Source organism: Streptomyces sp. NRRL B-24572 (assembly GCF_002156145.1).
Lineage (GTDB): Bacteria > Actinomycetota > Actinomycetes > Streptomycetales > Streptomycetaceae > Streptomyces > Streptomyces vietnamensis.
Genome location: NZ_MWIG01000149.1, coordinates 1 through 6,950 on the forward strand (window position 1 = coordinate 1; position 6,950 = coordinate 6,950).

Consider the following 6,950-nt stretch of genomic DNA (forward strand, 5'->3'; position numbering starts at 1 on the left):
GCGCGGAGAGGTGCGCGTACTGGCTGTAGCGGCCGTCGTCGTGGCGCAGCACGATCTGGTAGCCAGTACGCGCACCTCTCCGCGCTCACCGTCCGCGAGGGCCAGCGGGTGCACGCCGGTCAGCGCATCGCGCGCTCAGGATCGACCGGCAACAGCTCGGGACCGCACCTCCACTTCGAGGTTCGGACGGGTCCCGGGTACGGCTCCGACATCGACCCCCTGGCCTACCTCAGGGCGCGGGGAGTCTCCGTCTGACGCCGCGGACGAGCCCGATGACACCGACGGCGACTCCGGCGCGGTCGCCATGCGGTCGAGCGTGAGCTGGACGAGGCCGCCCGCGGCGACCGCGCCGCAGATCAGCGCGGCGACGGCGCCCGCCGCGCCGTAGCGGAAGCCCTCGCCGAACAGCGTCACTCCCACCGCCGCGGCGACCACCGGGTTGACCACCGTGACGGTGGCCAGCGGGGCGGCGAGCCCCGCACCCCGGTACGAGGCCTGCGAGAGCAGGAGGCCGGTCACCGCGAACACGGAGAGGACGAGCAGCCCCGTCCACTCGGCGAGCGGGGCCCGGGGCGTCCACTCCTCGGCCACCGACTTCGTGAGGACCGAGGCCATGCCGAAGGAGACGCCCGCCGCCGCGGCCAGCACGACGCTGCGCAGCACCGACCGGCCCACCAGGTGCGCGGCCGTGAACAGGAGCGCCACCGCGCCGAAGGCTGCTCCCGCGAGCAGCCACCGCTCCCCGTCGGTCAGGGGCCCGGCCTCGGTGCCGCTGGTGAGGCTGAGGAGCCCGGCGAGGCCCACCGTGGCCATGAGCGCGCCGCGCCAGGCCCGCCGCCCGGCCCTGCGGCCGACGAACAGGGCCGCCATGGGCAGCGCGAAGACGATCGTGAGGGCACCCAGCGGCTGGACCAGGCTGAGCGGCCCGTACGCCAGGGCGGCGACGTGCAGCGTCGCACCGACGCCGTTCAGTACGACGGACACCCACCAGGCCGGGCTGCGCAGCGGCGCGTAGCGCGGGCCCGCGGCGGAGGCCGCGACCCGCTCCTGCACGATCGCCGCGGCCGCGTAGGCGACCGCGGAGGCCAGGGCCAGGACGACGGACAGCACGAGTGGACTCATACCTTCCACGATCTCTCTTCCCGGCCGGTTCGCGCGTCGTACCAGGGGACGTCTTCGCGGATACCGCCGACGGAGTACGCGGCCCCCGCATACGACCCGGGATGTACACCCGTGCAGGTCGGAACGGGTGCAAAGCGACCTTTCCGGCAGGTCCGGGCGGCTCGGTGAGAGCGTGCGGAGAAGTTACGGTGGGGCCGGACGGCGACAGGATCCGCGGGGCAGGGGGCGTACGGAAATGGATCTCGGCGCGAGCGGCGACGGCGGATCGCCGGGCGGTTTCTTCGCCCTGCGGACCACCGCCCCGGCGACCGGCGGCGCGCACCGCCCGCTCTCCCGTCTGTACGCGGGGGAGGACGGCCCCCTCACCGCGCGCGTGGACCACGTCACCGCCCGGATCGGCGCCCCCGAGCGGCGCGTCGGCGCCTCCGTCGCCCACCTCGGGCTCGCCGCCCGGCTCTGGTCCACCGCTCTCGGCCCCGCCGCCGTCCACGGCCGCTTCCCCGCCCTCGACCCCACCGAGCTGTACTGGGACGGGACGCCGGCCGCGCCCGACGACCTGTGGTGGGCCGGCTCCGAGACCCGCCCCGGGACCGTGGAGGAGCTGCGCGCGGCCGTCCAGGAGGCCCATCTCGTCCCGCTCCACGCGGCGCTGCGCCGCGACGGGAACATCTCCCCGCGGCTCCTCTGGGGCAATGCCGGCTCCGCCCTCGCCGGCGCCCTGCGCGAGCTGATCCGCTGGGCGCGCGCCCACGGCCGTCCGGAGGCGGCCGAGCGGGCCGCCGCCCTCGTCTCCGGGCTCCTGGACCACCCGGACCTCGCCGGGACGGTCCGCGGCCCCCGGCTGCGCCGCACCAGCTGCTGCCTCTACTACCGGTGCCCGGGCGGCGGGCTGTGCGGCGACTGTGTCTTCGACCACGCTCCCCGAACGGGTTTGGAGGCGCGGCCCCCCGCTCCGTAAAGTTGGGTCTTTGAAAGCCCGCGAGGAAAGCCCGCGAGCGGCGACGACACGAGCGAACGAGGAACCCGAAGGCCATGACGGTGACCGAAGAAACCCAGGAATACGGGCCGGGTATCGACCCCGAGCGCCTGGCCGTCTGCCTGAGCGTCCTCGACGAGCTCGACAAGATCGACGTCGACCACCCGGACGCGATCACCGTCCGGCGCGCCACCGCCGGGATCTACCGGACCGTGAAGCAGCGCCGCCGCCAGGAGCGCCGGGCCGCGAAGACCGCGAACGACAAGGCGGTCACCGAGGCCACGGCCACCGGCTCCGCGCAGCGCATCGACGACGAGACCGAGGGCCTGCTGCCCACCTCCGTCACCGAGGAGGGGCGGATCGCGGGGATACTCCAGCGTCCGCGCTCCTGCTACGTCTGCAAGACGCGGTTCGTCGAGGTCGACTACTTCTACCACCAGCTCTGCCAGCCGTGCGCGGCGCTGAACCGGGCCAAGCGCGACGCCAGTGCCGACCTCAGCGGCAAGCGCGCGCTGCTCACCGGCGGCCGGGCCAAGATCGGCATGTACATCGCGCTGCGGCTGCTGCGCGACGGCGCCCACACCACCATCACCACCCGCTTCCCCAAGGACGCCATCCGCCGCTTCAAGGCGATGGAGGACTCCGCGGACTGGATGCACCGCCTGGAGGTCGTCGGCATCGACCTGCGCGACCCCGCCCAGGCCGTCGCGCTCGCCGACCAGATGACCGAGGCCGGCCCGCTCGACATCCTCATCAACAACGCGACCCAGACCGTGCGCCGGCTGCCCTCTGCGTACGCCGCCCTCGTCGAGGGCGAGAACGCCCCGCTGCCCGCCGGCGAGCTGCCCGCCCACCACGTCATCGGCGCGTTCAACTCGGGCGCGGTCGGCGAGCTCGTCGGCTCGTCCGAGCTTCCCGCCGGCGTGCGTGACCTGGAGGCCCAGCAGGTCGCCGACCTCGCGCTCGTCGCGGGCAACGCCACCATCGCCAAGCACCTCGACGGCACCGCCATCGACGCGGGCGGCCTCGTGCCGGACGTCGTCGAGACCAACACCTGGGTGCAGAGCATCGAGCAGATCTCCCCGGTGGAGCTCCTCGAGACCCAGCTGTGCAACTACACGGCGCCGTTCATCCTGATCAGCAAGTTGCGGCCGGTGATGGCCGAGGCGGCGAAGAAGGCGGCCAGCGGCCGTGCCTACGTCGTGAACGTCTCGGCGATGGAGGGCGTCTTCAGCCGCGGCTACAAGGGCGCGGGACACCCGAACACGAACGCCGCGAAGGCCGCGATGAACATGGTGACGCGGACCAGCGGCCAGGAGATGTTCGAGACCGACGGCATCCTCATGACCTCGGTCGACACCGGCTGGATCACCGACGAGCGTCCCCACTTCGACAAGCTGCGCCTCGCCGAGGCCGGTTTCCACGCCCCGCTGGACCTCGTCGACGGCGCGGCCCGCGTGTACGACCCCGTCGTGCGCGGTGAGGCGGGCGAGGACCTGTACGGCGTCTTCCTGAAGGACTACGCGCCCGCCAACTGGTAGACCCCGCCGTACCGCGTGTCCCGCGGTCCCGACAAGAGCGCCCCATCGGCCCGGTGGGGCGCTTTTTTCGGCTCCGTTCACTCGATCGCATCACACTTTGGAGCCCGGTAGAGCGCAGGCGTGCTCATTTGGTTAATCTGAGGCACACGGTCGGCCACCGAGGAGACACACCTTCCTCACGGCCTTCCCGGGACAGGCCTGCCACCAAGGCCGCGGTCCCGCCCAAAACGGCGCCACCGCGACCGGACCGGCACTTGTCCCATCCTTACGCGACACAAAGGAGTGCGCGGTGACACCCGAACTGACGAAGCAGGAACCGCGACCGGCCGAACGCACCGAGCGGCCCCGCCGCCACGGCGAACTGGGCAGCCTCGACGTGTGGGCCCACGCGGCCCCGATCCGGCTCGCGGGCTACGAGGAGGACCTCGCCGAGCCGCACATCCTGCCCGGCATCGACTGATCCTCTCGCTTCACCCCGGGTGCCCCCGGCCGTTCGCGGCCCGGGGGCACCGGTGCGTTCAGCGGGAGGTGCCGGTGGGTTCCCGCAGGCGGACCGGCGGCATGTACTCGCGCACCAGCGTCCGGTGCCACCAGGCACCGGTCTCCCGCAGCTCGCGCCAGGTCGTGTAGCGGTAGCGGTAGAGGCGGGCGCGGACGAGGGCCGGCGGCGCGTCCGGGAACGGGTTGTGGGCGAGCATCCGCAGGGTGTCCCGGTCGCCTTCGAGGAGCCGCTCGACGAAGGGCCCGAACCACTCGCGCGCGTACCCGGGGGAGAGCGCGGCGAACCACATCAGCCAGTCGAGCCGCAGGTGGTACGGGGCGAACTGGCGGGGCAGCCGACGCGGATCGCCCGGCTTGCCCTTGAAGCCGTACTCCCGCCACACCGCGTCCGGATGCGGCTCCGGGTCGTCGGTGCCCTCGATGACGATCTCGTCCCGGATCCGGCCGACGGTGCCGAAGGCGCCGTAGCTGTTGACCAGGTGGTACGGGTCGTACGAGCGGTTCATGGCCTGGTGCTTGGAGAGCAGGTTGCGCGTCGGGCGGTAGCTCCGCACCAGGACGAAGGCGGTGAACGCGACCACCACGACCACGTACCAGAGCGGCGGATCCGGCTGGGGGTGCTCGCCGACGACCGGGGAGGCGTCCACGGCGGAGAGCGCGAGCACGATCGTGAGCCAGTTCAGCCAGGCGAAGTTCCCGGAGAGCACCAGCCACAGCTGGGTCGCCACCATCAGACCGGCCGCCACCGTGGCCACCGGCTGCGGAGCGAAGATCAGGAACGGCACGAACAGCTGGACGAAGTGGTTGGCCGCGACCTCCACCCGGTGCAGCGGGCGGGGCAGATGGTGGAAGAACCAGCTCAGCGGGCCGGGCATCGGCTGGGTCTCGTGGTGGTGGTAGAGACAGGTCAGGTTCCGCCAGCAGGGATCACCGCGGATCTTGATGAGCCCGGCGCCGAACTCGACCCGGAAGAGCAGCCAGCGCAGCAGGAACAGCACGAGGACCGGTGGGCCGGTGTCGTCGTTGCCGAGGAGGACGGCGAGCATCCCGGTCTCCAGGAGCAGCGACTCCCAGCCGAAGGAGTACCAGGTCTGTCCCACGTTCACGATCGACAGGTACAGCCCCCAGAGCACCAGCCACAGGAGCATCGAGACCGGCAGCGGCACGGCGTCCCCGGCGCCCGCGACGAGCGCGAGCGCGAGGGCGGAGCCGGACCAGGAGACGGTCGCGAAGAGGCGGTCGGAGTAGCGCCAGTGGAAGAGCGAGGGGGTGTGGCGCGGGCGGGTCCTGCGCACGTACTCCGGTACGGGGAGCATGCCGTGCTCTCCGATCAGCGCCCGGAACTGGAAGGCCGCCGATAGGAACGCCACGCAGTACAGCCCGGCGAGGCCCCGCTGGAAGACGATCCGGCTCAGCCACTGGTCGGGTGCGGTGAACCACTCCATCACCACCAGTATCGGCCCGGGATCACGCCCTGACGAGGCGCGCGAGGGTCCGGCCGAGGAGGCGCGCGTACGCGTGCTGGAGCACCGGGATCAGCGGCCCGCCGAGCCGGGTGTACCAGGCGGCGGGCCTGCTGAAGGCGGTGACGGTGAAGCGGACCCTGCCGTCGGGGTCGAGCGTGACGACGAAGGACTCCTCGCCGCACTCCGGATGCCCGGTCAGGGTGCCGTAGGCGAAGCCGATGCGGTCCTCCTCGTACGCCGTCCAGATCACCTCGCACGGGACGCCGATCCGCAGCGGGCCGGCGCCCAGCGCCACCTCCAGGCGCGTCCCGGGTTCGGCGCGGTCGGCGTCGGCGCGGACGTGCGCCCCGGAGGCGCGGTGCATCCGCCAGGTGGTGACGGCCGCGCCGGCGGTCTCGAAGGCGGCCCTGCCGTGGCCGACGACCGCGCTGTGCCGCAGGTGGTGGTAGCGCTCGGGGAGCGCCTCCGGGGTGTGGGTGGCGCCGACCTCGCGGTAAGTGAGGGCCGGGCGGCGGTGGTCGGCACCGGAGAGGCTGCTCGTGAGACGGGTCATGCCGGAAGCTCCGTTCGGGGGAGAAGGGCCGGAGGGGTCCGGTCCGTGGCGAGGCGGCGCCGGGCGAGGAGCGCGCAGACGGCGAAGCCGAGGGCGTTGCCCAGGCCGTGCGTGGCGGCCATCCAGGTCAGGGAGAGGTGCGGAAGTCCGGTCGCCTCGCCGAGCGCCCAGCTGAGCGCGAGCAGCATGGTGGCGACGAGGACCAGGGCCGAGACGGCGAGGAGGCCCCGGGTGAGCGGGTCGGCGGCGAGCTCGCGGCGCTCCCGCAGAGTCAGCACGGAGACCGCGGCCATGCCGGCCGTCAGGACGACGGCCCCCGCGAGCTCGGCCCAGTCGTCGACGAAGTAGCCGAGCAGGACGAGCAGGGTGCCGGCCGGGACGCTGAGAGCGGCGAAGCGGGCGCCGGGTCCGTCGGAGGTACGGCTGACGAGCCCGGCGACCAGGGCGGCGGCGAAGCCCGCGAAGTGGAAGTGCGGCACGGTCAGCGCGAGGAGGTCCAGGTCGAAGCCGAACAACGGGTACGAGGCCCGCTCGGCGACGAACGCCAGGCCCGCGACGGAGGGTGCCGCCAGGGCGGTGAGGACGGCGATCTCGCTCGGTCGGAGCGAGCGGGTCAGCATCAGCCGGGCCGGGGCCTGGAGCGCGAGCGCCAGGGTGGCGAGGGCGTAGACGCCGGCGAGCGCGGTGGAGACCCCGGAGCGGGGCAGCCAGAGGGCCAGGGCTCCCGGGACGGCGAGCAGCGGCCAGGCGCGCCGGAGAGCGTCCCGTCCCGGCGGTCTGGGGCCTGGCCG

The 6,950-nt window shown here is 73.2% G+C and carries 8 protein-coding genes; 4 read left to right on the plus strand and 4 right to left on the minus strand.

Features of this window, described 5'->3' with window-relative positions; all coding sequences use genetic code 11:
- Nucleotides 1-255: M23 family metallopeptidase (locus CCN56_RS09570; RefSeq protein ID WP_179199767.1), on the plus strand; the 255-nt coding region annotated here is incomplete at its 5' end.
- Here the strand turns inward: CCN56_RS09570 and CCN56_RS09575 are convergent.
- Entirely contained in the window at nt 136-1,122 is a 987-nt protein-coding gene (locus tag CCN56_RS09575; RefSeq protein WP_143664476.1) for a DMT family transporter, read from the minus strand. The genes CCN56_RS09570 and CCN56_RS09575 overlap by 120 nt on opposite strands.
- 235 nt (nt 1,123-1,357) lie before the next feature.
- On the opposite strand from CCN56_RS09575, the gene CCN56_RS09580 reads away from it, so the two are divergent.
- The 3 genes from CCN56_RS09580 (at nt 1,358) to CCN56_RS43040 (ending at nt 4,099) form a co-directional block, all read left to right on the plus strand.
- The gene (locus tag CCN56_RS09580) at nt 1,358-2,080 is read left to right on the plus strand and encodes a (2Fe-2S)-binding protein (RefSeq protein WP_086825493.1); all 723 of its coding nucleotides are present in this window, start codon (nt 1,358-1,360) and stop codon (nt 2,078-2,080) included.
- Between the two features lie 74 nt (nt 2,081-2,154).
- Entirely contained in the window at nt 2,155-3,639 is a 1,485-nt protein-coding gene (locus tag CCN56_RS09585) for an SDR family NAD(P)-dependent oxidoreductase (protein ID WP_086825495.1), read from the plus strand.
- A gap of 289 nt (nt 3,640-3,928) precedes the next feature.
- The gene (locus CCN56_RS43040; protein ID WP_179199768.1) at nt 3,929-4,099 is read left to right on the plus strand and encodes a hypothetical protein; all 171 of its coding nucleotides are present in this window, start codon (nt 3,929-3,931) and stop codon (nt 4,097-4,099) included.
- Between the two features lie 58 nt (nt 4,100-4,157).
- On the opposite strand, the gene CCN56_RS09590 is transcribed toward CCN56_RS43040, so the two are convergent.
- The 3 genes from CCN56_RS09590 to CCN56_RS09600 form a co-directional block, all read right to left on the minus strand.
- Nucleotides 4,158-5,585 carry a lipase maturation factor family protein gene (locus CCN56_RS09590; protein WP_086825497.1) on the minus strand — a complete coding sequence of 476 codons (1,428 nt, stop codon included), beginning with the start codon at nt 5,583-5,585 and terminating at the stop codon, nt 4,158-4,160.
- A 22-nt stretch (nt 5,586-5,607) separates the two neighbouring features.
- Nucleotides 5,608-6,159: a DUF1990 family protein gene (locus CCN56_RS09595; RefSeq protein WP_086825499.1), complete on the minus strand. Its 552-nt coding sequence runs from the start codon at nt 6,157-6,159 to the stop codon at nt 5,608-5,610.
- Nucleotides 6,156-6,950 (minus strand): YndJ family protein (locus CCN56_RS09600; protein WP_086825501.1); only part of this gene is annotated, 795 nt, incomplete at its 5' end. The genes CCN56_RS09600 and CCN56_RS09595, both read right to left, overlap by 4 nt.